A 25,213-nucleotide genomic window follows, 5' to 3' on the forward strand; every position below is an offset into this window, starting at 1 on the left:
GGCATCCTCTCCATATCCTTGTCAGGATTTGCTTATATCCGACGCATCTAGTCTATGGAGCCGTAGTGAGCGAGACGCGATCTCGCGCAACGGAAGTGTATCGATGTCGATCGAGTGTGGGGCCCTGTCCGCGCCCCTCCGACGCAGGGCATAGCCGCCGACGTGAGCATGATCCGCACGCGGCTGTTCGTGCCGGTCCTCGCCGGCCTCAGACGGCGGCTTCGCACCAGCGAAGCGGCGCTGATCGCGCTCGCCTTGCTGCTGGGCAGCTGCGCCGGGCTGATGACGATGCTGCAGGCCAATGTCGCGCATGTGATGCAGCGCATCCTCTACGGCATCGGCGCGGACGATCGGCTGAGCGCGCAGACCATGATCGATCCGATCCGGCTGATCGCGCTCCCGCTGGGGGGAATCGCGCTCGGCGGCTTCGTCTGGCTCGCGCGTAGCCGCCGCCGCGCCCCGATCGACGTCGTCGAGGCGAATGCGCTCCACGGCGGCGTGATCCCGATGCGCGACAGCCTGACCGTCTCGGCGCAGACGATCCTCTCGAACGGGGCCGGTGCCTCGGTCGGGCTGGAGGCGGCCTATGCCCAGATGGCGGGCGGCCTCGCCTCCGTCGTCGGCCAGTGGCTCCGACTTCGGCGCAACGATCTCCGCATCCTGGTCGGCGCCTGCGCGGGCGCGGGCGTGGGCGCGGCGTTCGGCGCCCCGCTCACGGGGGCCTTCTATGCGTTCGAGATCGTGATCGGCGCCTATACCCCCGCCGCCATCGCCCCGGTGGCGACCGCCTCGCTGGCCGCGGTCGTCACTGTCCGCGCGCTCGGCCTGCCCGCCTATCTGGTCGTGCTGCCCGCCGCCGAGCCGATCGTCTCCTCCGATTATTTCCTCTATGCCGCGCTCGGCCTGATCTGCGCGCTGGTCGGCATCGTCATCATGCAGGCGGTGACGGTGATGGAGGGGATGGTCCGCCGCTCGTTCATTCCCGATCTGGCCCGGCCCTTCGCCGGCGCGCTGCTGCTGATCCCGTTCGCCTTGCTCACGCCGCAGGTCCTCTCGGCGGGCCACGGCGCGCTCCACCTCGATCTGACGATGAAGGTCAGCCTCGGCTTCCTCGCCACCATCTTCCTGCTCAAGATCGCCGCCTCGGTCGTCTCGCTCGGCTTCGGTTTCCGCGGCGGCCTGTTCTTCGCCTCGCTCTTTCTGGGATCGATCACCGGGCAGATCTTCGCGGGGCTCATCAGCATGATCCCCGGCGCCTCGCCCGTGAACGCCAACGATGCGGCGCTGATCGGCATGGCCGCGCTCGCCGTCGCCGTCGTCGGCGGGCCCATGACCATGTCGATGCTGGTGCTCGAGGCGACGCACGATTTCGCGCTCACCTCCACCGCCATCACCGCCTCGCTCTGCGCCAGCACGCTCGTGCGTGAGACGTTCGGCTTCTCCTTCTCCACCTGGCGGCTGCACACGCGCGGCGAGACGATTCGCAGTGCGCGCGACGTGGGCTGGGTGAAGAATCTCACCGCCGGCCGGATGATGCGGCGCGACACGCCCACGATCGAGGAAAGCGCCAGCTTCGCGGAATTCCGCCGCCGCTTTCCGCTGGGCTCGGTCCGCGTGGTGATCGCGACCGACGAGGCGGGCGCCTATGCGGGCATCATCCGCGTCAGCGCCGCCTTTGCCGGCGATCACAAGGAGGATGCCCCGGTCGGCGAGATCGTCCACCTGAAGGAGACCACGCTGAGCCCGGATCAGGACGTATCCGCGATCATGCGCCTGTTCGAGGCGAAGGAAACGGACGAACTCGCGGTGGTAGGCGAGGATCGCAATCTGCTCGGCCTCGTTACCGAGAAATATGTCCGCCGTCGGTACACGGAGGAGATCGAGAAAGCGCAGCGGGACTTGTTCGGTGACTGACGAAGGCCATCCCGACGCACTCAACACCCAGGCCACCGGGCGCTGGAAGCATCGCGCCGCGCAGGCGCTGGGCGTCACGGGCCTGATCGTGGCGGGCATCGTCGCGGGCGCCAAATTGTGGCAGCCGGTGACGAAGGTGGAGCAGCGCGTCACCACCCCGATCCGCGATGTCGTGAAGCGCGCCTCCCCGCTCGAACAATTGTCCGACAGCGCCGCCAGCGCCTGCCCCTCGATCGTCTCGCTGCGCCTGCCCGGCCTGCAGGGTCCGGCGCCGCAGGGCGTCGTGATCAGCGGCGATGGCGAGGTCGTCACCAGCGCCGCCGTGCCCGCCGATGTCGAGTTCGATGCCTGGCTCGACGGCAAGAAGCTCAAGGCCAGGCAGGAAGGCTATGATCCGCTCACCGGCCTCTCGCTGGTGAAGCTGGAGGGGGAGGATCTTTCCGCGCTCACGCTCTCCGACGCGGATATCCCCCCGCCCGGTGCGTGGGGCTTCACGCTTTCCTCGCCCAACGGCACCGGCTGCATCGTCGAACCCTCGACCGTGGCGAGCGATTTCGCCACCGAGGGCGCCACGCAGGATTATTATGTCCGCGTCCACGGCACCGGGGAGGCGCCGCCGGACGGCACCCCCTTCCTCGCGCCCGACGGTCGCGTCGTGGCGCTGGCGCAGCAGAGCGAAAGCGACGACGCCCGCACCGATCGCTATCTGACAGCCGATCTGATCAGCGTCGTCGTCAGCCGCCTGCTGCGAACGGGCACCGGGCCGACCGGCGCCTTCGGCCTGCTCGCGGAGGATCTTCCGCCGGTCCTCGCCGCGCGACTGGGCGCGGATCGCGGGCGCGGCGCGGTGGTCGTGCTGGTCGCGCGGGGATCGATCGCGGAGGCGGCCGGGCTCCACATCGGCGACGTGATCCTCTCCGCCAAGCGCAGCCCCATCTCCAGCTCGTCCGAGCTGGCGCGCGTACTTGGCGGCAGCGATCCGATCGAGGTGATCGTCTCGCGCGGCCGCGATCAGCAGCAGCTGACCTTCACGCTGACCCCCGCCCCACCAGAGCCGGATCCGAAGGCCAAGGCGAAGGCGAAGAAATAGCGACGATCCTCATCCTCCCCCGCCAGGGGGAGGTGGCGCCGAAGGCGACGGAGGGGGAGGTCGGCGACCGGCCTGCTGCCGCCCCCTCCGTCAGGCTGAAGCCTGACACCGCCCCCTGGCGGGGGAGGATGAAAACGGCCTCACGGCGCCGGTTGCGCGCCTAACGTCGCATCGCCACCCAGCGCGCGATACAATGTCACCCGGTTGCTCGCGCCGACCAGCTGGATCGACACCAACGTCCGCTGTGCGGTGTACAAGGATCGCTGCGCCACCAGTCGCGTCAGGAAGGGATCGATCCCGCCCCGATAGCGCGCGTCGGACAAGGTGAAGCTGTCGCTCGCCGCGCTGACGTTGCGCCGGTTCGCGCCCAGCTGCGCGTCGAACGTCCCCTCGCGCGCCAGCGCATCGGCCATCTCGCGGAAGGCGGACTGGATCGATTTCTCATAGGTCGCCAGCGCCGCATCGCGCTGCGCCTCGGACACGCGCACGTTGGCCATCGCCGCGCCTGCGCGGAAGATCGAATAGGTCGCGCTGGGCGCCACCGAATAGGTCCAGGCCCCGCCCGTGAACAACGAGGACAGAGCCGTGCTGGCGAAGCCCGCGAGGCTCGTCAGGCTGATCCGGGGGAACAGTTCGGCCCGCGCCGCGCCGATCTCGGCATTGGCCGCGCGCAGCTCATATTCGGCCTGCACCACGTCGGGCCGGCGAAGCAGGATCGTGCTGTCGATCCCCGCCGGCAGCTTCGCGATCGTCGGGAAGGCGCCCTCGATCGAATCCGCCAGCAGCGCGCGATCGACGGTGGCGCCCACCAGCAGGTCGATCGCATTCGCATCCTGCGCGATCGCGGTCGTCTGTTGCGCGACATCCGCCTGCGCCGTCGCCAGCGTCTGTTCGGCCTGACGCAGATCGGTGCGCGGCGCCACGCCCGCGCGCAGCCGCGCCGCCGTCAGCTCCACCGTCCGCTGGGCGCTGGCGGCCGTATCCTCGGCGATCTTCTTCAGGCTGCTGTCGGCCGCATAGCTCAGCCATGCATCGGCGAGATCGCCCACCAACGTCAGCCGCGTCGCGCGCGCCGCCGCCTCGGTGCCGAAATAGCGATCCTGCGCCGCCGTCGTCAGCGATCGGATGCGCCCGAACAGGTCGATCTCGAACGCGGTCGTGCCGATATTGGCGGCATAGGCATTGCCGGACGTGCTGGAGCCGTTGGCGCCCCCGCCATTGCCGGAGCGCGTGAAGCGCCCGGTGGCGTCGATCTCGGGGAACAGCTCGGCGCGCTGGATCCGATATTGCGCGCGCGCCTGCTGGATGTTCGCCGCCGCCACGCGCAGGTCGCGATTGTTGGCCAGCGCCTGCGCGATGATCTGCTGCAGCCGCGCATCGGTGAAGACGTCGCGATAGCCGAGCGAGGGCAGCGTCGCCTCGGTCTGGCGCAGATAGGCGTCGCCCACCGGCCAGGAGGGCGGCACCGGCGGCGCGGGCCGCTCATATTTCGGCGCCATCGAGCAACCCGTGAGCGCCGCCGTGGCGAGCAGGAGCGGGAAACGCCGCATCATGCCGCCTCCGGTCCGTGAGAGCCGCCACCGGGGCCGTCATGCCCGTCGGGCCCCTGATAGCCGGTCGGCCGGCCGCGCAGCTTCGCCAGCCCGTCGCGCACGCCGCGCCGCACCAGCACGAAGAAGAGCGGGATGTAGAAGATGGCGAGCAACGTCGCCGTCAGCATCCCGCCGATCACGGCGGTCCCGATCGCGATGCGGCTGTTCGCGCCCGCGCCGGTCGAGATGGCGAGCGGCAGCACGCCGAGGATGAAGGCGAAGCTCGTCATCAGGATCGGGCGCAGACGGATCTTCGCCGCGGTCAGCGCCGCATCGATCACGCGCGCGCCCTTCTTCTCTTCCTGCTCGGCGAACTCGATCATCAGGATCGCATTCTTCGCCGCCAGACCCATCGTCGTCAGCAGCCCGATCTGGAGATAGACGTCGTTGACGAGGCCGCGCAGCGTCACCGCCAGGATCGCGCCCACCAGCCCCAGCGGGATCACCAGCAGCACCGCCACCGGAATGCTCCAGCTCTCATAGAGCGCGGCGAGGCACAGGAAGACGACGAGCAGCGACAGGCCGTAGAGGATCGGTGCCTGCCCCGAGGAGAGGCGCTCCTGATAGGACAGACCCGACCACGCCACCGACACGCCCGGTATCGCCTCCGCCAGCGCCTGGATCCGGTCCATCGCGGAGCCCGAGCTGACGCCCGCCGCGCCCGTACCCTGGATCTCGTAGGAGGACAGGCCGTTGAAGCGCGACAGCGTCGTCGGCGCCTGCGACCAGCTCGTCGTCGCGAACGAGCTGAACGGCGCCATCTGCCCGTTCGCCCCGCGCACGAACCACTGGCCGAGGTCGGACGGCGCGTGGCGATAGGGCGCATCGCCCTGCACATAGACGCGCTTCACGCGGCCGCGATCGACGAAGTCGTTCACATACACGCCGCCCCACGCCGCCGAGAGCGTGGAGTTCACCGCCGCCTGCGTCAGGCCCAGCGCCGCCAGCTTCTGCGGATCGGCATCCACTTTCAGCGTGGCCACGTCGGGCAGTTCGGTCAGGCGGATCGAGGTCAGCTTGTCGTCGGCGCGCGCGTCGGCCAACAGCTTTTCGCGCGCGGCGGCGAATTCGGCCTGCGTCAGGCCGCCCGAATTGCGCAGCTCCATCGTGAAGCCGTTCGACTGGCCGAGGCCGCGCACCGCCGGCGGCACGAGCGAATAGACCTGCGCGTCGCGGAAGCCCTGGAACGCGATCGAGGCGCGCCGCGTGATCGCATCGGCGCCATTCTCCGCGCCATGCCGATCCGCCCACGGCGCCAGCGCCACGAAGCCCTGCCCGGTATTCTGGCCGCTCACGCCGCCGCCGCCGCCGCCGGAGACCGTGAACATGGTCATCACGTTCTTGCCTTCGGTGCGGTAATAATAATCCTCGACCTGCTTCTGCAGCGCGAAGGTGCGGCCCTGCGTGGCGCCGGCCGGCAGCTGGAACTGCACGTTGGCGAGGCCCTGGTCCTCGATCGGAAGGAAGCCCGTCGGCATGCGCAGGAACAGGATCGCCAGCAGCGCCACCGTCAGCGCGTAGATCAGCAGGAACAGCCACTTGCGATCGATCACGCGCTGCACGCTGCCGGTGTAGCGATCGATCATCGTATCGAATACGTCGTTGAACTTGTCGCCCGCGCGCCGCGCCATGGCGGTGACGGGTGCGAAGCGCCGCGCGATCGGGCCGGGCTCGGCCTCATGCTCGTTCTTGGCCTTGAGCAGGGTGGCGGTCAGCGCCGGGCTCAGGATCAGCGCCACCAGCACGGACAGCACCATCGCCGACACCATCGTCAGCGAGAACTGGCGATAGATCACGCCGGTCGATCCGCCGAAGAACGCCATCGGCAGGAACACCGCCGATAGCACCAGCGCGATCGCGACCAGCGCCACGCTGATCTCGTTCATCGATTCGATCGTCGCCTCGCGCGGCGACATGCCCGGATTTTCCTCCATCAGGCGCTCGACATTCTCGACCACCACGATCGCGTCGTCGACGAGCAGGCCGATCGCCAGCACCAGCCCGAACAGGGTCAGCGTGTTGATCGAGAAGCCGGCGAGATAGAAGATGCCGAAAGTGCCCAGCAGCACCACCGGCACGGCGATCGCGGGGATCAACGTCGCGCGCCAGCTCTGCAGGAACACGAACATGACGATGACGACCAGCACGATCGCCTCGAACAGCGTCTTCTCCACCTCCTCGATCGAGAGCTTGATGAAGTTCGTCGAATCGTTGGCATAGGCATATTTGAAGCCCGCCGGGAACGATTTGGAGGCCTGCTCGATCTGCGCCTTCACCAGATCGGCCGTTTCCAGCGCGTCGGCGCCCGGCGCCATCTGGATCGCGATGCCGGCGCCGGGATGGCGGTTCACGCGGCTGCGGGCGTTGTAATTCTCGGCCCCCAGCTCGATCCGCGCCACGTCCTTCAGCTTGACGGTCGATCCGTCCTGCAGCGTCTTCAGCACGATGTTCGCGAACTGCTCGGGCGTCTGCAGGCGCGTCTGCGCCGTCACGATCGCGTTGAGCATCTGCGTGTCGGGCTGCGGCTGGCCGCCGATCTCGCCCGCCGCCACTTCGGCATTCTGGCTCTGGATCGCGGTGGTCACGTCGCTCGGGATCAGCTGGACGGCGGCGAGCTTCGTCGGGTTCAGCCAGATCCGCATCGCATATTGCGCGCCGAACACGTTGGTATCGCCCACGCCCGCCGTGCGGCCCAGCTGGTCCTGCAGGTTCGAGACGAGATAGTCGGACACATCCTGATTGGTGCGCTTGTCGGTCTCGTCATAGACGCCGACGAGCAGCAGGAAGTCCGGATTGGACTTGCGGACGACGAGGCCCTGCTGCTGCACCTGCTGCGGCAGGCGGCTCAGCGCCTGCTGCACCTGGTTCTGCACCTGAACCTGCGCGATGTCCGGATTGGTGCCCTTCTGGAAGGTCACCGTGATCGTCACCGATCCGCGCGAGCTGGAGGAGGAGCTGAAATAGATCAGCCCGTCGATCCCGGTCAGCTGCTGCTCGATCACCTGGGTGACGCTGTTCTGGATCGTCTGCGCGTTGGCGCCCGGATAGGTGGCGCGCACCGTCACCTGCGGCGGCGCCACGTCGGGATATTGCGCGATCGGCAGGCCGAACATCGCGCCGATGCCGCACAGCATCACGATGATCGCCAGCACCCACGCGAAGATGGGGCGATCGATGAAGATACGCGAAAGCATCCGCCTCAGCCGCCCTTGGTCTGGCTGGCCGGGCCCGTCTTATCCTTCGGCGTCGCCTCGATCCGCTGCGCCGTATTTTCCGGCACGGCCTTCACGGTCTGGTTCGGCCGGATCTTGGAGATGCCCTGCGTCACGATCCTGTCGCCCGCGGCCACGCCGCTGGTGACGACCCAGTTGGGGCCATCCGTGCGATCGGCGCGCACCGCTTTCTGGACGACCTTGTCGCCCTCCACCACGAACAGGGTGGCGTTGCCCTTGGGATCGCGCGAGATCGCCGTCTGCGGCACCAGGAAGGCGCGCTGGTTGATCGCCTGCGCGAAGCGGGCGCGCACGAACATGCCCGGCAGCAGCAGCCCGTCCGGATTGGGGAAGCGCGCGCGCAGCGTGACCGTGCCGGTCTGCTGGTTCACGATCGTCTCGGAAAATTCCACGCTGCCCGTGCGGGTGTAGGTCTCGCCATCCTCCAGCGTCAGCTGCACGACGGCGCGCGTCGGCACGATCCCGTTGCGCCCGAGCGAGCGGCGCAGCGCCAGCAGATCGGAGGCCGATTGCTGGATATCGACGAACATCGGATCCAGCCGCTGGATCTGCGCGAGCGGATCGGCCTGCGTGGACGAGACGAGCGCGCCCACCGTGAACAGCGAACGCCCGATCCGCCCGGTGATCGGCGCGGGGACGGTGGTGAACTGCAGATTGACCTGCGCGGATTCCAGCGCGGCCCGCGTCTGCGCGACCGAGGCCGCCGCCTGCCGGGCGGAGGCGAGCGCGTTGGTATAATCCTGGCGCGAGATCGCCTCGATATCGGCGAGCGGCTTGTAGCGATCGGCGAGCGCCTTGGTCGCCTCGGCATTGGCGCGCGCGCTCTCCAGATTGGCCTGCGCCTGATTGGCGGCCGCCTGATAGACGCGCGGATCGATCTCGTAGAGCACCTGCCCCTTCTGGACGAGCGTGCCTTCGGTGAAGAGGCGGCGGCGGATGATGCCGGTCACCTGCGGGCGCACGTCGGAGCTTTCGAACGCGGTGGTGCGGCCGCTCAGCTCGGTATCCATCTCCACGCTGGAGGGTTGCACGATCACGAAGCCGACGGTGGGCGTGCCACCGCCGCCACGGCCACCGGCACTGCCGCCCGCTCCGCCTTGCCCGGCTTCCTTGCCCGACGAACAGGCCGCCAGCACCAGCAACGCCGCAAACGGCGCGCGGCGCAGCATCGGCCGCACGCTTTCCCTCATGTCGATCAAATCGAAAGCCCCATCATTCGGGCGCAACCGGCCGATCCCATTCCGATTCGCCGTGCGATCCCGACGCGAAGCATGCCCGACCTCCCCCGGGGCAGGCCATATGCGGCTGCCCAAATGTCGCTATTCCGTTGCAATTATGTACCATGAATGAACATCGATCATGTTTCACGATCGAAATATGCCATCCAAGCCCACACTTCGGGCGCATTTTACCTAAATCACGCAGATAATCGACGATTTCGCGCTATATCACGCGATATTTCACGTATTGATATTGTAACAATCCAGACCTGTTCAAATCGATACTCAGGTAAACTTGATAACAAATCGAACAATATTCCGATATATCAACACTGAATCAGCGACATAAGATCCGCTTTCAACTGCGGGATCGGTATCTTGTTGGGTCTCACCCCGCGCAATATCGTTTCCATTTGGTTCACACCGCATCGATGCCGGCACTTTCCGCTCGCACGGCAAGACCCGCTCACCAGATGGTACAAAAATCCATCTACCCTGTGAAATGATATTCGCGCGAATGCCGATGCCGTCAGCGCGGCTTCACCGGAAGCGGAATCCCCGCCACCACCAGATCCACCGCCTCGCACCGTGCTGCCATCCGCTGGTTCAGCCGTCCTGCCGCATCGCGAAAGCGCCGCGCCAGCGCATTGTCGGGCACGATCCCAAAACCCACTTCGTTGCTGACGAGGACGATCCGCGCGCGCGCCTCTTCGGCGGCCGCCGCCAGAGCCTCGCCCGCCGCGTCCAGATCGGCATCGGCCAGCAACAGGTTGGAGAGCCACAAGGTCAGGCAATCGACGAGGATCGTGCGCCCCTCGCCACCCTCGGCACGGATCGCCTCGGCCAGATCGCGCGGGGCCTCCACCGTGCGCCAGCGCGCATCGCGATCCGCCCGGTGGCGCGCGATCCGGTCGCGCATCTCGTCGTCATACGCCTCGGCCGTGGCGATGAAGACAAGGTCGCCGCCCGCCGCTTCGGCCGCCGCTTCCGCCAGCCTCTGCGCGTGCGCGCTCTTGCCCGAGCGCGCACCGCCCAGCACCAATATCGTCCTTACCGCGCGGTTCATCCACCTATCCGCTTGCCGTGGCGCGCGGGAATGGCGATGGCTGGCGCACACATGCAAGCGATTTCGGCAGATCTTACCGGGCATGGCGGGCGCCTCGACGAGGCGGCCCGCCTCTATCCGCGTGCCGAAACGCCGTGGCTGGATCTGTCGACCGGCATCAATCCCCATGCGTGGAATCGCGCCACGCCGCTCGACGTGGACCTGCGCGCCTTGCCCGAGCGCACGGCCCTGCGCGCGCTGGAGGCCACCGCCGCCCGCTATTTCGGCGTCGATCCCGCGCGCATCGCGGCGGTGCCCGGCAGCGAGATCGCGTTGCGCCTGCTCCCCGCGCTCGGCCTGCCGCCGATCGCCAGCGTCGGCCCGTCTTATGCCACGCACGGCCAGATCGCGGCCTATTCGCTGGAGAGCCCGGCCCCGCTCGCGGGCTGCGCGCTGCTGCTCGCCAATCCGAACAATCCGGACGGCCGCCTGATCGCGCCCGAAGCGTTGCGTCAGCTGGCCGATCGACAGGCCGCGCAGGCCGGCTGGCTCGTCGTCGACGAGGCCTTTGCCGATGCCGTGCCGGGCAGCAGCCTGCTCCCGCATCTCGGCGCCGACGATCCGGTGATCGTGCTGCGGTCCTTCGGCAAATTCTTCGGGCTGGCGGGCCTGCGTCTCGGCTTCGTGATCGCGCCCGAGGCGATCCTCGCCCGGCTGCGCCATCTGCTCGGCGACTGGCCCGTTTCCAACCACGCCATCGCCTGCGGCCGCGCGGCCTATGCCGATCGCAACTGGATCACGACCACGCTCGCCGGGCTGCCCTCCCGCGCCGCGCGGCTGGACGCGCTGCTGGAGCGGAACGGCCTGCACGCGACGGGCGCCTGCCCCCTCTTCCGCCTGGTCGAGACGCCCGAGGCCAAGGCCCTCTTCGGCCGGCTGGCACGGGCGGGCATCCTCGTCCGCGCCTTCGCGGATCGGCCCAACTGGCTGCGCTTCGGCCTTCCCGCCGACGATGCCGCCTTCGCCCGGCTGGACCGCGCACTCCATCGTGGCTGAGCCCATCGCGCTCGCCGCGTTGATGCTGGACGCGCTGCTCGGCTGGCCCAACCGCCTCTATGCGCGCGTGGGTCATCCGGTCGGCGCCTTCGCCCGCCTGATCCACTGGGCCGAATGGCGCTGGAACCGGGCCACCGCGCCCGAAGCATCGCGCCGCCTGCGCGGCGTCATCACGCTCCTGCTGCTCGTGGCAGCGGGCGGCGGCGGCGGACTTGCGGTCGAATGGCTCGCGCGCACTGTTGCGCCCGATCAGGCATGGTGGCTGATCGCCCTCGCCGCGTGGCCCGCTCTGGCCCAGCGCAGCCTTTACGATCATGTCCGCGCCGTCGCGCTGCCGCTCGGCCGGGGCGATTGGGCCGATGCGCGCCGCAAGGTCGCGCGCATCGTCGGCCGCGACACCGAGGATCTCGACGAGAGCGGCATCGCCCGCGCCACGATCGAAAGCCTCGCCGAAAGCGTCTGCGATGGCGTGATCGCCCCGCTCTTCTGGCTGCTCCTGCTCGGCCTGCCCGGCCTGTGGGCGTTCAAGGCGATCAGCACGGCGGACAGCCTGATCGGCCACAGGGAACCGCGCTGGCGCGCCTTCGGCTGGGCCTCCGCCCGCGCCGACGACATCGCCAACTATATCCCCGCCCGCCTCTCCGGCCTGCTCCTCTGCCTCGCCGCACCGGGCGGCTGGCGAACGATGGCGCGCGATCACGCCGCCCACGCCTCGCCCAATGGCGGCTGGCCCGAGGCGGCGATGGCCGGCGCGCTCGGCGTCGCGCTCGGCGGTCCCGTATCCTATGACGGCGCGATCCACGCCAAGCCATGGATCAACGTCGGGGGCGGCCCCGCGCGCTCGGTCGATCTGGCCCGCGCTTTGTCGATCTACGTTCGCACCTGCCTGCTCGCCTGGGCCATCGCCGGGGGGCTCGCATGGGCGCTGTGATGCTGCAGGGCACCGGCTCGGACGTCGGCAAGTCGGTGCTGGTCGCCGCGCTCTGTCGCGCACTCGCCAATCGGGGGCTCTCGGTGCGCCCGTTCAAGCCACAGAATATGAGCAACAACGCCGCCGCCACCGCCGACGGGGGCGAGATCGGCCGCGCGCAGGCGACGCAGGCGATGGCGTGCCGCGTGCCTCCCTCCGTCGATATGAACCCGGTGCTGCTGAAGCCGGAGGGCGACCGCACCTCGCAGATCATCGTGCGCGGCAAGGTGCGGGGCAAGCTGGAGGCCGGGCGCTGGCGCGAGGGCCGCATCGGCCTGCTCGACGAGGTGCTGGAAAGCTATCGCACGCTGCGCGCCCAGTGCGACATCGTCGTGATCGAGGGCGCGGGCTCGCCCGCCGAGATCAACCTGCGCGCCGGCGACATCGCCAATATGGGCTTCGCGCGCGCGGCGGGCGTGCCGGTGGTGCTGGTGGGCGATATCGATCGCGGCGGCGTGATCGCCTCGCTGGTCGGCACCAAGACCGTCATTGATCCCGAGGATGCCGCGATGATCGGCGGCTTCCTCGTCAACAAGTTCCGCGGCGACCCGGCTTTGTTCGCGGACGGCATGACCGCGATCAGCGAGCGCACCGGCTGGGCCGCGTTCGGCCTCATCCCCTGGCTCGCCCCCGCCTTCCGCCTGCCGAGCGAGGATGCGGTGATCCTCGAACGCCCGGCCGCCTCGGAGGCACGCCGCCTCATCATCGCCTGCCCGATCACGCCGCGCATCGCCAATTTCGACGATCTCGATCCGCTCCGGCTGGAGCCGGGCGTCGAGGTGGTGATGGTCCCGCCCGGCACGCCTCTCCCGGACGCGGCGATGATCGTGCTGGCCGGCTCCAAGGCCACCACCGCCGATCTGCTCTTCCTGCGCGAACAGGGCTGGGACATCGACATCCTCGCGCATCACCGCAAGGGCCGCCCGGTGCTCGGCCTGTGCGGCGGCTATCAGATGCTCGGCCGCAGCGTGTCCGATCCCGACGGCGTGGAAGGCCCGCCGCGCGACGTCCCCGGCCTCGGCCTGCTCGACGTCACCACCATCCTGTCCGGCGACAAGACGGTGCGGCAGGTGACGGGCGAAGCGCTCGGCGCGCCGTTCGCGGGCTACGAAATCCATCTGGGCGAAACCGAAGGCCCCGATCGCGCCCGTCCGCTCTGCCATGTCGAAGGCCGCCCCGAAGGCGCGATCAGCGCGGACGGGCTGGTGGCGGGCAGCTATGTCCACGGCCTGCTGGGCCTGGCCGAGCAGCGCCGCGCCTGGCTCGCCCGCATCGGCGCCGCAGGCTCAGGCCCCGATCACCACGCCGACATCGATGCCGCCCTCGACGAACTCGCCGCCGCGTTCGAAGCGCATGTCGATGTCGATGCACTGATCGCGCTCGCTCACACCGCCGACCAGGCCATAGCCGCACAGCACAGGATGGCCGAAGTTTCTGAAAAGCGATCATATATTTGATCGTCATCCCGGCCTTGAGCCGGGATCCCGCTTCTTGCCTTTCAGAGCAGGGCAAAGATAGCGGGACCCCGGCTCAAGGCCGGGGCGACGGGTTATGGAAATGTCGCAACGGGTGGGAAGCCGCCTCTTTTAAGATCGTCATTGCGAGCGCAGCGAAGCAATCCAGCTCCGACAGTGCGGGACTGGATTGCTTCGCTGCGCTCGCAATGACGAGAAGGGTGGTGAACGGCCTGACCGCTTCTGAGCAAGGCGAGCTAGAAAGCTGACGCATAGTCCTGCAATCTGCGCCAAGCTGCAACGACCGAGCGGCTACCGCTAGCTTTATTGCGGCGGTTCCGAAATGAAGCCGACCTTCTTGAATTTGGCTTTCGCTCCTAGCGTCATGACCTCGCCCATACAGCGCCAAGGCGTTGTCATGTCGTTCGTGATGTGCAGCCAGTCGGCTTGCTTGCGACCTTCTAAGAGCGCTGTTTGCAGGTCACTGCGTGCTTCGGGCAGGATATAGCTCTTACCGTGAAACTCGACGCGACAGCGACTATCCCCCGACCCCCAGACGCCAATATCTAGGTGCTGGCTCGCAGTTGCCGCACCCAGCATCATTAGCCCAATCACGATAAGGCCCCCACACCGTTGGCGATCGCCAATATGATGACGAATACGAGAATAGCCCCCGCGCTGATCATGCGCCATTTCAGCCACGGATCATTTCCCCACCGGTTCAAGTCCATTGGCTGTCGCCCCGCTCCTTTTCCATGGATGCCTGATACGCGTGACAACGAATGCCCGCTATCAGGCTGGCAACGAATAACCTCGAACGTCCGCTACGGGGCGGGAGCCGTCGTCCTATCCTCCGTCATCCCAGCGAAGGCTGGGATCTATGGCTCTCTCTGCAAAAGGGTGGGGTCGCTGAAATAGAGATGGATGCCAGCCTTCGCTGGCATGACGAGTAATGGCGCGAAAGCGGGCATCTCCGTTTAAGGGCTCGCGATCTACAATCCTCCCAACATCGTCATCGCTTCACGCAACTCGCAATGGCAAACCTCCTAAACCGCCTGATAAACCACGCCCGCCAGCAGCAGCCCGCTCTCCACCAGTTCGATCCCGGCGCCGTGCACGTCGCCCGTCACCCCGCCGAGCTTCGCCCGCACCCAGAAGGCGAAGCCCGCCATCAGGGCCGGCGCCAGCGCCACCCACGGCAGCCACACCGCCGCGCCCGCCAGCACCAGCAGCCACGCCGCCATATCCCGATCGCGCACCGCCCCGGCCAGGCTCGCGCCCAGCCCCTCCGCCTTCAGCGGCGGCAGCCAGCGCGCCCACACCAGCGGCCCGATCCGCGCCGCCGCCGGGATCGAAAGCAGCGCGCGCCAATCCCCCGCCAGCGCGTGGAGCAGCACCAGCTTCGTCGCCAGTTGCAGCACGATCGCCGTCACCGCGAAGCTGCCGACATGCGGATCGGCCATCACCGCCAGCAGCCGATCGCGCCGCCCATGCGCCGCGCCCAGCCCGTCCGCCAGATCGCCGAGGCCATCCAGATGCAGCGCGCCCGTCGCCGTCACCCACGCCACCAGCCCGGCCAGCGCGCCGATCCACGGATCGACATGCCCGCCCGACCACGCGGCCGCCGCCACCGCCGCGCCGATCAGCACTCCCACCAGGGGATAGAGCCGCACCGCGCCGGCAAAGTCCCCGTCGCGCAGCGCCAGCCGGGGCACCGGAAAGCGGCTGAGAAAGCCGATCGCCACGATCAGCCGCCTCACGCCCACAGCCCCTTGATCTGCGCGCCACCCTCATGCCGCTGCAGCACAAGCAAGGCCGCATAGGGCAGATCGAACGCCCACACCTGCCGCCGATCGAAGCCGCACAACAGATGCAGCGCCGCCCGCATCGGTCCGCCATGCGTCACCACCAAGGTCGGCACGTCGGGCAGAGCGGCCAGCGCGGACCCCACCCGCCCGACCAGATCGCCCCAGCGCTCGCCCCCCGGCGGCGGCGCGGCATCGGGATCGTCCCAGAAGCGACCCAGCGCCACCGGATCGATCTCCGCCGCGGCCAGCCCGTCCCACTCCCCGAAATCCAGTTCCCGCCAGCGCGGATCGATCGCGGGCGCACCGATCGCCCCGGCGCAATCCCGCGCGCGCCGCAGATCGGAGGCGACGAGATGCTCCACCGCCAGCCCCCCCGCCCGCGCCCGGCAGGCGGCGATCCCCGCCTCCGTCACCGCGCAATCCGTCCGCCCCAGCATCCGCCCGGCCAGCTCCGGCTCGCCATGGCGCAGCAGATAGAGCGGCGCACCGCTCACCCGGCCGAGACGCCCGCTTCGGCGAAGGTCGCCATCCGATCGTGCGCGGCCAGCGCCGCCCGGATCATCGTCACGGCGACGGCCGCCCCGCTCCCCTCGCCCAGCCGCATGCCCAGCGACAGCAAAGGATCCAGCCGCAGCCGCCGCAGCAGCCTGCGATGCCCCGGCTCGGCCGAGCAATGGCCCGCGATCAGATGCCCCACGATCGCCGGATGATGCGCGGCCAGCGGCGCCACCGCCGAGGAGCAGATGAACCCATCCAGCACCACCGGCACCCGCGCCACCCGCGCCGCCACGATCGCGCCCGCAATCGCCGCGATCTCGCGCCCGCCCAGCCGCCGCAGAATCTCGAAGGGGGAGGTTAGCGCGCCCGCATGCGCGGCCAGCCCGAACGCCACCGTCTCCGCCTTGCGCGACAGGCCATCCGGATCCACCCCCGTCCCCGGCCCCACCCAGTCGCGCGGATCACCGCCGAAGCTGGCGGCGCACAAGGCTGCGGCCGCCGTGCTGTTGCCGATCCCCATCTCGCCCAGCACGAGCAGATCGGCATCGCCGATCGCCCCGGCCCCGGCATTCAGCGCGGCGAGGCACTCCGCCTCGTCCATCGCCGCGCCGGTCGTGAAGTCCACGGTCGGCCGGTCGAGGTCGAGCGGCACCACCGCCAGCGAGAGACCGGCCGCGCCCGCCAGCGCGTTGATCGCGGCGCCCCCGGCCGCGAAATTCGCCACCATCTGCGCGGTCACGGCCTGCGGAAACGCGCTCACCCCGCGCGCCACCACGCCATGATTGCCCGCGAACACGATCGCCCGCCCCCGCTCGATCGCGGGGCGCTCCCGCCCCTGCCAGCCGGCCAGGAAGATCGCGATCTCCTCCAGCCGGCCCAAAGATCCCGGCGGCTTGGTCAACTGCCCCTGCCGCGCCAGCGCCGCATCGCGCGCCGCATCGTCCCGCGCGGGCAGGCCGGCGAGCAGGGCCTCGAACGCGGCGACGGACTCGAACATCATGTGACGACATATCCTTCGGGCGGGGTGCGGACCAGGAAATGCCCTTTCACGCCCTCCGGCCACGCGCGATAGGGCACCTGCCCCTCGGCGCTGGCCGCATAGGCGATTGCATAATCGAGGATGGCCCGCGCCGCCTCCTCGCCCGGCTCGAAATGGCCCAGCACATAGCCGATCCTGCCCGGCGCCCGCAGGTGGATCGTGCAGCCCGCCGAGCAGGCGAACAGGCACGGCATCTCCTCGATCGTCACCGCCTCATAGGCCAGCGACGAAAGCTGGATGCGACGCAACGCGACGAGCAGGGCCGCGCCCGCGCCCTGCGCGCCGTCGCGGCGGCAGGTGTTGCAGGCAATGATCGAAGGGCCGGCTGCGGCGGGCTTCAGCATCTCCGCAGCCGTACCGATCAGGCCGCCGCCAGCCGGCCGCGCCGGGCCGCCGGCACGCCGATCGCCACCAGCCCGCGATAGAGCACCAGCAACGCGATCAGGATCGCCCCGTCGCGCACGAAGCCTTGCGCGAAATAGACGGGAGACAGCGCGATCGAGAGACCGCCCAGCGCCAGCGACCAGAGGACGAGCATCCCCTTGTAGCCGATCACCGCGCCCAGATAGGCGACGGCCAGCCGCACGGCCGATCCGCCGCCGATGCGGCCCTCGGCCCAGCGCGCGGCCAGCACGGAGACGATCGCCGCCGTGCCGATCGCCCCGCCCCACATCAGCGTCTTGGGGGAGTGCGAATAATGGTGGATGCCGAAGCCCACCGCCTGGCTGGCGAACCACGCCACGGCCATCAGGATCAGGCCGTCGCGCCGCCCCATCCGCGTGGCCGCCAGCGCCGCCAGCGCCGCGAAGGGCGTGGCACAGGCCAGCGCCCAGCTTCCCAGCACGCTCGCCGCCGACAGCAGCACGATCCAGAGCAAGGAACCATCACGAGTCATCGTCGATCTCCTTCGTTGCGGGATTCTTGCGTCATTCGAATGCCCCAAGTCCCGTTCGTGCTGAGCTTGTCGAAGCACCGTCCTTCTTTTCTTCGATACCAAGAGAAGAAGAACAGCCCTTCGACAGGCTCAGGGCAAACGGGGAGAAAGCCAGATTACGCCACGATCCCTTCGTAACCGGACGTCAGAAGCGGCCCTTGAAGCCGAAATAGACGCTGCGGCCGAGCGTGCCGTAGCGATAGACGGTCATATACTTCTCGTCGAACAGGTTCTCGACGCGCGCGAACACCGCATATTCCTTGCTCAGCGGGATCTCGCCGCGCAGGTCGACCAGCGTATAGGGCGCCAGCCGCGTCGTATGCGTCGCATTGTCGAAGCTCTCGCCCGCCCAGCGGATCGCAGCACCCAGCGAGGGGCCGTCGGGGATCGCATAGGTGATCGATCCGTTCGCCGTGTGGCTCGGCCGGCGCGCCAGCTGGAAGCCATAGGTGGCCGCCCCGCGCGAGCGATCCTCGGAGGCGGTCCAGCTGAAATTGCCGTCCATCGTCACGCGCGCGATCGGCTTCACCGCCGCCGTCGCCTCGATGCCGTGCGCGAAGGCGCGCGACACGTTCAGATAATAGCCGAAGCGGCTGACGGCCGGATTGCCCGGCGCGCGGCACAGCGGATCGGTCGTTCCGGTCGAGCAGCCATTATAGATGATCAGGTCGCGCGAGCGGCGCTCGAAATAGGTCACGCCGAAGCTGACCTTGCCGTCCCACAGCCGCTGTTCGGCGCCCGCTTCCCAGCCCTTGGCCTGTTCCGGCCGCAGGTTGGTGTTCCCATATTCCGAGAAGAGCTGGTAGAGCGTCGGCGCCTTGAAGCCTTCCGAATAATTCGCGCGCAGCACCGTTCCGGTCGGCAGCGCCCAGGCCGCACCACCCGAAAACAGGGTCTTGCTGCCGTAGCGATTATGATCGTCGTGGCGGATGCCGCCGGTCAGCGTCAGGCCCTTGTAGACCTCCGCATTCACCTGCCCGTAGATGCCGGTCAGCTCGGCCTTGCCGCGCGAGGGCGCCGGGATCGGCACCGAGAGGCTGGACGAGGGCGAGACGCTGCGAAAATTGCTGCGCTCATTCTCGATCCCGAACACCGCGTCCACGCCGGAGATCACGGCCAGCGTGCCCTGATATTCCAGACGCTTGTTGTGGCCCGCCGCGTCGAACGTCTTCGCGCGCGGCAGCGTCGGGTTGTAATTGTCACGATTGGTGTCGGTATAGCCGTAGGCGAAGCGGTTGCGCAGGCGGCCGCCGAACAGGTCGACGTTCAGCCCCGCATAACCGACGAATTCCTTGTTGAGGCTATATTCGGCGCTGTCGCCGGAGAAGCCGTCGATATCGACGCGCCCGTCCGAATAATAACCGCGCACGTCGGCGGAGACGCCGTCCGCGATCGTCAGCACCGCGCGGCCCGTCACGCTGCGATTGCTGTAGCCGTCGCGCTCGCGCCCGCCGAAGGCAGGAGCGATCGCCGAGATGCCGTCGGTGGTGAAGGCCTGCCCGCCGATGCGCCATGCCAGCGGCCCGGTCAGCCCGCCCACGGCCGCACGGCCGCTCGCCGTGCGGCGGCTGCCCGCCTCGGCGTCGAAGCTGCCTTCCAGGCTCTTGGTCGGCATCGGCGTCACGATGTTGACGACACCGCCGATCGCCTGGCTGCCCCAGAGCGTCGACTGCGGCCCGCGCAGCACTTCGATGCGCGATGCGTCGCCCGTCAGCAGGTTCGCGAAATTATAGCCGCCGCCCGTGCTGGACGGATCGTTGAGCTTCACGCCGTCGATCACCACCACGGTCTGGTCGCTCTCGGCACCACGGATGCGGAGCGAGGTGGCGGTGCCATAGCCGCCATTGCGCGAAAAGCTCACGCCGGGCGTCCGCAGCAGCAGATCGCTCACTCCCAGATCGCCCATCCGGTCGATCGTCTTCTTGTCCAGCACCGTCACGGACGCCGCGACACGATCGATCGCGATCGGGGAGCGATTGGCGCTGACGACGATCGTGGCGGGATCGGCGGCGTCGGTCGCATCCGAGCTGGGCGTGGCGGCCGCATCCGGCTGCGGCGCTTCCTGCGGCGCGATTTCGGCCAAGGCGGCGACCGGCGCAAACAGTGCGATGCCGGCCAGCAAAACAGTCTTCTTCATGTTGGTCCCCCGTAACGACAAGCGACCCCGGCCCCCTTTCGGGAACCGGAGTTGTTGAAGCCGTCACTCGGGTTTCCCCGTCCGCTCGGCGCACCCTGGCCGGTCGAAGGACGACTGCGACGGGCAGGTCTCCTGGCTCGCGGGTCATCGCTCGCTTGCCGCCTTCTCAGGGCTTTCGCCCCAATGGCCGTTGGCAAGATCGCTCACCGCTCACAGTTGCAGGGGCAGCCGGGGCCTTGAACCCCGTTCCCTATTAATCCCTCTTTCGAGAGAACCTGTCGCGGGCGGCGCCTTAGGCGCTGTGTGAAGCCTACGTCAACGGCGAGACTTGCCAGTTGACTGGAAAGTCCCGCCGCCGGGAATCGTTAGAGAAAAGGAACGATCCGCATCCGGATATCCGACGATCGCCCCAAAAACCCGCTTGTGCCGCGCCTGTCGAAGCACCGTCCTTCTTTTCTCCAACCGCCGAAAAAGAAGGACAGCACTTCGACAAGCTGAGTGTGAACGAGGTAAGAAGGCCGTTAAGCGGTCAGCTGGCTCGCCGCCTTGGCCGCCTCGGTGATCGCGGCATAATCCTCCACCTTGCGGGGCACGATCCAGCTGCCGCCGACGCACAGCACTTCGGGAATGGCGAGCCAGTTCGGCGCGCTGGCGAGGCTCACGCCCCCCGTCGGGCAGAAGCGCGCCTGATAGAAAGGCGCCGCCAGCGCCTTGAGCGCGGGGATGCCGCCATTCGCCTCGGCCGGGAAGAATTTGAAGTGGCTGAGGCCCAGATCCATGCCGAACATGATGTCGGCCGCATTGGCCGTGCCCGGCAGGAAGGGCACGCCGCTCGCGATGGCGGGCTTGCCCAGCGCCTCGGTCAAACCGGGGCTGACGATGAAGCGCGCGCCCGCATCGATCGCGGCCTGCAGCTGCTTCTCGTTGGTGACGGTGCCGGCGCCGACCACGGCACCCTCGACCTTCGCCATCTCGGCGATCACCTCCAGCGCGGCGGGCGTGCGCAGCGTCACTTCCAGCGCGCGAATCCCGCCCGCCACCAGCGCCTCCGCGATGGGGCGCGCCGTGCTGGCGTCGTCGATCACCAGCACCGGGATGACCGGGGCGAGCGTCATGATGCTGGCGATATCCTTCACGTGCGTCTCCGTTCTTTCTTCAACCGAAGCCCTGCGTCCGCGCCCAGGCGACGAACAGGTCCGGCCATGCCTCGGCCGGCTTGCCCGCCGCATAGCGCAGCCCGAAGCCATGTCCGCCGGCCGTGAACAGATGAGTCTCCACCGGCACGCCGGCCTTCTTCAACGCGGCGCGATAAAGCAAGCTGTTCTCGACCGGCACGGCCGGATCGTCCTCCGCATGGACCAGAAACGTGGGTGGCGTCTCGCGCGTCACGTTGCTGGCGGGCGTATGCGCCGCCTCCAGCGCGGGCGAGGCGTCCTTGCCGATCAACTGCTCGCGCGAGCCCGCATGCGCCACCGGCAGCGTCATCGATTGCACGGCATAGACATGCGCCGCCACCGCCGGCCGCGCGCTCAGCCGATCCGCCGCGTCGATCGGATCGTAGGTCTTCGTGGCGAAGCGCGTCGCCAGATCGCCGCAGACATGCCCGCCCGCCGAAAAGCCCATCGCCGCCACCCGCTCGGGCATCACGCCATAATCGCGCGCCCTTGCCCGGATCAGCCGCATCGCGCGCTGCGCGTCGGACAGCGCCACGTCCGGCCCCGCCTTCCAGCCATCGCCCGGCAGGCGATAGAACAGCACGAACACCGTGAAGCCGCGCGCCGCCAGCCAGTGCGCGATCTCATAGCCCTCCTTGTCGATCACGACGCGGACATAGCCGCCGCCCGGCATCACCAGCACCGCCGATCCGTTGGGAATAAGCGGCCGGAACACGACGAGGCGCGGCCGCGTGGTGCCGTGAACGGCGCGGTCGCCCAGTTGCGCCTCCTTGCTGCGCTCGTCGACGATCTCCACCGGCGGACGGGCCGGCATGCCCGGCGCGCCCTTGGGCCACAGGTCGATCGTCTCGGTCGGTTCGGGCAGGCCGGGCACATGGCTGCCACCCGGCACATCGGGCGGCGGCGTCTGCGCGTCCGCGCCGGAGGTGGTGGTGGCGATCCCCACCACCGCGGCGGAGAGCAGCAGGGAGCGACGGTCGATCATGGGACGGATCCATAGACAAAGAAAAGGGCTGCGTCTCGGATGAGAGACGCAGCCCTTCAGGTGAGGAAACTCAGATCTTGACCCGCGCTCCGAGCAGGAAGGTGCGGCCGAAATGATTGTTCTCGTAATTCCGGTTCGCATCGAGATCGGTGTAGCGATCGCGATATTCGTCGGTCAGGTTCGTGCCTTCCAGCGACACTTCGAGATAGTCGGTGAACTTGTAGCGGACCGAGGCATCCACGTTGATCGTGCTGTTATACCCTTCGAACACGTTGCCCGTCCCCGAACCCGCATCCACATAAGGCCCGCGATACGCGATCGAGCCGCGCGCGCTGAACTTCTTGTCCTCGTAATATAGCGTGGCGTTGTAAGCGCGCTTGGACACGCCGTAGAGCGTCGTCGTGCGCGACACGTTGACGAGCGGGCCGAAGGTGCAGGCGGCCGCCGCCGTCGCCCCCGCCACGCAGGCATTCGCGACCGGCCCCGACTGCGTATAGAGCGCCGAGGATTTGATGAAGGTCGCGTTCGCCAGCACGCCGAAATTCTTGAGGAAGCCCGGCAGGAAGCGGAAGCTCGTCTGCAGCGCGATCTCGACGCCCTTCAGGCTCGCGCCCGATCCGTTGGTGGTGGTGTTGATCGTCCAGAGCTGCCCTTCCGGGTTCGACGCCGCCGGCGAGGAGGCCGGGATGATCGAGAGCGGCAGCCCGGTCGAGGCATAGGTGCCGCTGGTCGTCACGCCCACCGGGAAGCTCGCCACGTCCTTCTTGAAGCCCGCGACCGAGAAGAGCGACTGCGGCGCGAAATACCATTCGGCCGACAGATCATAGGCCGTCGCCCGGAACGGATCGAGGCGCGGATTGCCGAAGGTGATCCGGTAGTTGAATCCGTCGACCGATCCGCCGGGCGTCAGATTGCCGAGCTGCGGCCGCGTCATCACCTTGGCGATCGAGCCGCGCAGGATCACCTTCTCGGTCGGGAACACGGCGACGTTCACGGCCGGCAGCCAGTCGTTATAATTGCGCTTCACCGTCACCGATGCGCCATTGTTCAGCCCGGTCGAGGTCTGGCGCGTGCCCGCATAGCGCATGCCCAGGTTCGCGGCATAACGCAGCCCGAAAATGTCGCTCTTCAGGTCGACCTGCAGATAGGCGCCGTGCACCTCCTCGGTCACGTTGCGGATGTTGCCGGTGTCCGCCACCAGCGGGCGGCTGTAGAGGCCGGTATAATCGGCCGCCGCGCCGATGTTCGGGATCAGGAAGCTCGTCGTCGTGCCGGACGGCTGGCCGCCCTTGCCGATGTCGAACGTCTCGCCGAGATTGCCGGCCGGGAAGCCATAGACCGCGCTCGATCCGAACACCGAGGAGGGCGAGCAGGTGATGGTGTGGCCGTTGAAGGTCGCGGCGGTCGCCGTCGTCACCGTCGGGCAGATCGTCGTGTCGCGGAGATAGGCCGTGGAATCGAATTCGAAGCGCCGATAGACGCCGCCCGCCTTCACCGTGAACGCATCCGGCACCACATCCCATTCCGTGCGAAGCTGCACGGTGCGGAACTTGTTGATCGTGTCGGACGGGCGATCCCGGATTTCCGCCAGCTGGAAATTGGCCGGATCCGTCACGCTCGTGCCGAAGGTCAGCTTCGGCGAGCGCATGTTGGTATAATCATAGCTGTAGTTCTGCGCGTCGCGATCGTCGAACACGATCGTCGTCTCCACCGGGATCGACGCCTTCGATTTCGAAACGCCGCCCAGCAAGGTGAAGCGCAGGCGATCGGTGATGTCCTGATCCCAGGTCGAGCCGATCTGCCAGAACTTGGTCTGCGACTGGCGCAGATAATGCTCGGTCCGCACCCAGGCGTCGTTGAACGAGGCCGAGATCATGTTGTTGTTCGCATCATAGACCGGGTTGATCACGTCCACCGAGCGCTCGTTCGAGCGCAGCAGCACCTCGCCCCATTTCTCCTCGCGCGTCTCCTTGAAGCGCGAATAGAGGCCGTCGATCGAAACCTTGGTGGCATCCGTGGGCGACCATTGGGCGCTGCCCGTGATGCCCAGACGCTCGCGATCATGGCGGATCGAACCGTAGCGCGGGATGCGCGGGTGAAACGACAAGGCCGCCTGATCGCAGGCCGTGCTGGAGCGATAGAAGCCGCCGGAATTCGCCACCCGCGTGCTGCCGGTGTTGCTGTTGTAGAAGCAGGGCGTGCCGTTCACGCTGTCGAAGCGCGCCTGCGCCCAGCGGACGGTGTTGTTTCCCAGCTCGAAATTGTTGGTCTTGCTGTAGGCCGCCGACAGCGAGGCGCCGAACGTGCCTTCCGGATTCTTCCACGAAACCAGCCCGGCGAGGCGCGGCCCGAAATTCTTCGAGAGATCGTTATAGCTCGCCTGGCCGGAGCCGACGAAGGTGAAGCCGGTCTTGCCCGCCAGCGGGTTGCCGGTGTTCAGATCCACCACCGCGCCCAGCGAGCCTTCGTCGAGCGAGGCCTCGGCCGTCTTGTGGACGACGATCGAGTTGAAGAGTTCGGACGCGAACACGTTGAAGTCGAACGCGCGGTCGCGGTTCGCGCTGGCGCCGTCGGTGGAGGTGGCCACCGTTTCCAGCCCGTTCACGCGGACGCGGGTGAATTGCGCGCCGAGGCCGCGCACCGTGATCGCACGGCCCTCGCCCGCGTCGCGCTGGATCGAGATGCCGGGGATGCGCTGCAGCGATTCCGCCAGATTCTGGTCCGGAAACTTCGCGATATCCTCGGCCACGATCGCATCGACCGCCGAAACCGACTCGCGCTTCACGTTCAGCGCGGCGTCCAGCGAGCGACGGAAACCGGTGACAACAATATCCTCGGCGGTCGCCGAGGAGAGCGGCCGGGCCGCGTCGTCGCCCGCCGCGCCGACGGGCGGCGCTTCGGCCGGAGCAGGCGCCGCGGCGGGCGTCGCTGCAGGCGCGGCGGCGGACTGGGCCAGCACGGGCGCGGGCAGCAGCAGGCCGATGGCGATCACCGCCGAAGACGCGCCCGCAAACCGCGTAAACATCTCATTTCGAAAGGAAAAGTTGGTGCCACGCACGATCA

At 68.2% G+C, this 25,213-nt stretch carries 19 protein-coding genes and 1 riboswitch; of the genes, 5 read left to right on the forward strand and 14 right to left on the reverse strand.

The genetic code is table 11. The features are described from left to right. Nucleotides 1-168 precede the first annotated feature (168 nt). Together HL653_RS20100 and HL653_RS20105 are read left to right on the forward strand one after the other, a co-directional pair. Nucleotides 169-1,914: a chloride channel protein gene (locus HL653_RS20100; protein WP_171747146.1), complete on the forward strand. Its 1,746-nt coding sequence runs from the start codon at nt 169-171 to the stop codon at nt 1,912-1,914. After that, nucleotides 1,907-3,004: a S1C family serine protease gene (locus tag HL653_RS20105; protein WP_171746079.1), complete on the forward strand. Its 1,098-nt coding sequence runs from the start codon at nt 1,907-1,909 to the stop codon at nt 3,002-3,004. The genes HL653_RS20100 and HL653_RS20105 overlap by 8 nt, the downstream gene beginning before the upstream one ends. Nucleotides 3,005-3,144: 140 nt before the next feature. Here HL653_RS20105 and HL653_RS20110 read toward each other — a convergent pair whose 3' ends face one another. From HL653_RS20110 to cobU, 4 genes are all read right to left on the reverse strand, one after another. Next, on the reverse strand, nt 3,145-4,557 hold the full coding sequence (locus tag HL653_RS20110; RefSeq protein ID WP_171746080.1) for an efflux transporter outer membrane subunit: 1,413 nt from the start codon (nt 4,555-4,557) through the stop codon (nt 3,145-3,147). Continuing rightward, the gene (locus HL653_RS20115) at nt 4,554-7,790 is read right to left on the reverse strand and encodes a multidrug efflux RND transporter permease subunit (RefSeq protein WP_171746081.1); all 3,237 of its coding nucleotides are present in this window, start codon (nt 7,788-7,790) and stop codon (nt 4,554-4,556) included. Before HL653_RS20115 ends, HL653_RS20110 begins: the two co-directional genes overlap by 4 nt. A gap of 5 nt (nt 7,791-7,795) precedes the next feature. Continuing rightward, a complete protein-coding gene (locus HL653_RS20120) occupies nt 7,796-9,019 on the reverse strand; it encodes an efflux RND transporter periplasmic adaptor subunit (protein WP_253718161.1) in 1,224 nt (407 codons plus the stop codon). Nucleotides 9,020-9,578: 559 nt separating this feature from the next. Continuing rightward, nucleotides 9,579-10,115, reverse strand: coding sequence for a bifunctional adenosylcobinamide kinase/adenosylcobinamide-phosphate guanylyltransferase (gene cobU, locus HL653_RS20125; protein ID WP_171746082.1), 537 nt, complete (start codon nt 10,113-10,115; stop codon nt 9,579-9,581). 51 nt (nt 10,116-10,166) lie between these two features. On the opposite strand from cobU, the gene HL653_RS20130 reads away from it, so the two are divergent. Genes HL653_RS20130 through HL653_RS20140 form a run of 3 tightly spaced genes read left to right on the forward strand, consistent with a single transcriptional unit; the run spans nt 10,167 to nt 13,577 of the window. Next, complete coding sequence (locus tag HL653_RS20130) at nt 10,167-11,150, forward strand: threonine-phosphate decarboxylase (RefSeq protein ID WP_253717159.1); 984 nt, start codon at nt 10,167-10,169, stop codon at nt 11,148-11,150. Beyond that, nucleotides 11,143-12,081, forward strand: coding sequence for an adenosylcobinamide-phosphate synthase CbiB (cbiB, locus tag HL653_RS20135; protein WP_253717172.1), 939 nt, complete (start codon nt 11,143-11,145; stop codon nt 12,079-12,081). Before HL653_RS20130 ends, cbiB begins: the two co-directional genes overlap by 8 nt. After that, the gene (locus HL653_RS20140; RefSeq protein WP_171746085.1) at nt 12,069-13,577 is read left to right on the forward strand and encodes a cobyric acid synthase; all 1,509 of its coding nucleotides are present in this window, start codon (nt 12,069-12,071) and stop codon (nt 13,575-13,577) included. Before cbiB ends, HL653_RS20140 begins: the two co-directional genes overlap by 13 nt. A gap of 321 nt (nt 13,578-13,898) precedes the next feature. Here HL653_RS20140 and HL653_RS20145 read toward each other — a convergent pair whose 3' ends face one another. The 10 genes from HL653_RS20145 to HL653_RS20190 form a co-directional block, all read right to left on the reverse strand. After that, complete coding sequence (locus tag HL653_RS20145; protein ID WP_171746086.1) at nt 13,899-14,276, reverse strand: hypothetical protein; 378 nt, start codon at nt 14,274-14,276, stop codon at nt 13,899-13,901. Between the two features lie 344 nt (nt 14,277-14,620). Then, the gene (locus tag HL653_RS20150) at nt 14,621-15,334 is read right to left on the reverse strand and encodes an adenosylcobinamide-GDP ribazoletransferase (protein WP_171746087.1); all 714 of its coding nucleotides are present in this window, start codon (nt 15,332-15,334) and stop codon (nt 14,621-14,623) included. Next, a complete protein-coding gene (locus tag HL653_RS20155) occupies nt 15,331-15,876 on the reverse strand; it encodes a histidine phosphatase family protein (protein WP_171746088.1) in 546 nt (181 codons plus the stop codon). Before HL653_RS20155 ends, HL653_RS20150 begins: the two co-directional genes overlap by 4 nt. After that, on the reverse strand, nt 15,873-16,877 hold the full coding sequence (gene cobT, locus HL653_RS20160) for a nicotinate-nucleotide--dimethylbenzimidazole phosphoribosyltransferase (protein ID WP_171747148.1): 1,005 nt from the start codon (nt 16,875-16,877) through the stop codon (nt 15,873-15,875). The genes HL653_RS20155 and cobT overlap by 4 nt, the downstream gene beginning before the upstream one ends. After that, nucleotides 16,877-17,263, reverse strand: coding sequence for a DUF1636 domain-containing protein (locus HL653_RS20165; RefSeq protein WP_171746089.1), 387 nt, complete (start codon nt 17,261-17,263; stop codon nt 16,877-16,879). The genes cobT and HL653_RS20165 overlap by 1 nt, the downstream gene beginning before the upstream one ends. 17 nt (nt 17,264-17,280) lie before the next feature. Further along, nucleotides 17,281-17,814, reverse strand: a complete 534-nt coding sequence (locus HL653_RS20170) for a hypothetical protein (RefSeq protein ID WP_171746090.1) — start codon at nt 17,812-17,814, stop codon at nt 17,281-17,283. A gap of 184 nt (nt 17,815-17,998) precedes the next feature. Further along, nucleotides 17,999-19,990 (reverse strand): TonB-dependent siderophore receptor, encoded by a 1,992-nt coding sequence (locus HL653_RS20175; RefSeq protein WP_171746091.1) that lies wholly within the window; start codon nt 19,988-19,990, stop codon nt 17,999-18,001. A gap of 104 nt (nt 19,991-20,094) precedes the next feature. Continuing rightward, nucleotides 20,095-20,284: riboswitch (cobalamin riboswitch) on the reverse strand. Nucleotides 20,285-20,511: 227 nt separating this feature from the next. Beyond that, nucleotides 20,512-21,105 carry a bifunctional 4-hydroxy-2-oxoglutarate aldolase/2-dehydro-3-deoxy-phosphogluconate aldolase gene (gene eda, locus HL653_RS20180; protein ID WP_253718163.1) on the reverse strand — a complete coding sequence of 198 codons (594 nt, stop codon included), beginning with the start codon at nt 21,103-21,105 and terminating at the stop codon, nt 20,512-20,514. Nucleotides 21,106-21,145: 40 nt separating this feature from the next. After that, complete coding sequence (locus HL653_RS20185; RefSeq protein ID WP_171746093.1) at nt 21,146-22,150, reverse strand: alpha/beta hydrolase; 1,005 nt, start codon at nt 22,148-22,150, stop codon at nt 21,146-21,148. Nucleotides 22,151-22,220: 70 nt separating this feature from the next. After that, nucleotides 22,221-25,175 (reverse strand): TonB-dependent receptor, encoded by a 2,955-nt coding sequence (locus HL653_RS20190; RefSeq protein ID WP_171746094.1) that lies wholly within the window; start codon nt 25,173-25,175, stop codon nt 22,221-22,223. Between the last annotated feature and the right edge of the window lie 38 nt (nt 25,176-25,213).

The sequence above is a fragment of the Sphingomonas sp. AP4-R1 genome (assembly GCF_013113735.1).
Lineage (GTDB): Bacteria > Pseudomonadota > Alphaproteobacteria > Sphingomonadales > Sphingomonadaceae > Sphingomonas_I.